Annotated in this window: 2 protein-coding genes; one reads left to right on the forward strand and one right to left on the reverse strand. The window is 41.7% G+C overall.

The window, feature by feature from the left end:
* On the forward strand, positions 1-404 hold a 404-nt coding region (locus ABZJ92_RS21990), incomplete at its 5' end, for a hypothetical protein (RefSeq protein ID WP_250543935.1).
* A gap of 42 nt (positions 405-446) precedes the next feature.
* Here the strand turns inward: ABZJ92_RS21990 and glgS are convergent.
* A complete protein-coding gene (glgS, locus tag ABZJ92_RS21995; RefSeq protein WP_005051912.1) occupies positions 447-647 on the reverse strand; it encodes a cell surface composition regulator GlgS in 201 nt (66 codons plus the stop codon).
* Between the last annotated feature and the right edge of the window lie 340 nt (positions 648-987).

Raw genomic sequence — 987 nt, forward strand, 5'->3', positions numbered from 1 at the left:
GTAAAGGAGAGGCCCTGGAAATACCCCACAGCCCCGAAAAAGAGCCAGTCAGTTGCTTAACTGACTGGCATTACACCGTTAGTGAGACGTTTAGTGTAGTCATGACAAAAGATCCTGGTGCGGCCTGTACTGAGCAATTCAATATTTTAGGGAGCTTTTTCACTACGGATATTTTGAGTGATTATAGCCATCTGGATATGGGTAATGGACTGCTATTGAAGATATTTCATAAAGATGGAACAGCAACGGAATTTAACCGCTTCTCACAATTTGCTTCTTTTTCATCGTCTAGTGCACCTTCGGTCACCGCACCATTCAGGGCAGAACTTAGTGCGAACCCGGCAGAGACTGTTGTTGAGGGACCGTTTAGTAAAGACGTAATCCTCAAAATCACCTATAACTAGCATCTAATACAAACACTAAAACGGGCCATCAGGCCCGTTATATCAGTGCTCTAACTCCAGCTCTCTTGCCTGCATCATCTGTTGGCAATACCAGGCATAACGTGCGCAAAACCAAGTTCTATGTTCTTCATCCATGTTACCAGTAACAGCCAGAATATCGACCGGGCGACCTTCTGCGTGCATTCTGGCAAAACTACGCGCCAGGAAATCGAAATTATTCAAAGAATTAAGACTATGCTCCATAAGCACATCCTCCGGTTATCGCATACCTTTTAAGGCCATATGCTTTTTCTGATTTCAGTATTCCCCAATCAGTGTAGTGCCTTTAAACATAACGTGCGTAAATATATTGTCCCCGATCACACTTTTTAGTGAAAAATAAAAAACCATATTAAAATACTTTCTCTTCCAGAACTTCTCTAACATGTGTTATTATTAACAAAGACAAATGTAAGCAGGGAAACTATTCCAAGGTAAATATTGCGTCACTAAATGGACATTGGAGTGACGGTAATGCTGCCAACTTACTGATTTAGTGTATGATGGTGATTTTAAGGTGCTTGCGTGGCTTCCATTTCCATCA

Source organism: Shigella sp. FJ200513 (assembly GCF_040495915.1).
Classification (GTDB): Bacteria; Pseudomonadota; Gammaproteobacteria; order Enterobacterales; family Enterobacteriaceae; genus ECMA0423.

Excerpts from the sequence above, each read along its gene's own strand:
- glgS (WP_005051912.1), bottom strand. The coding sequence starts at position 647 with ATGGAGCATAGTCTTAATTCTTTGAATAATTTCGATTTCCTGGCGCGT.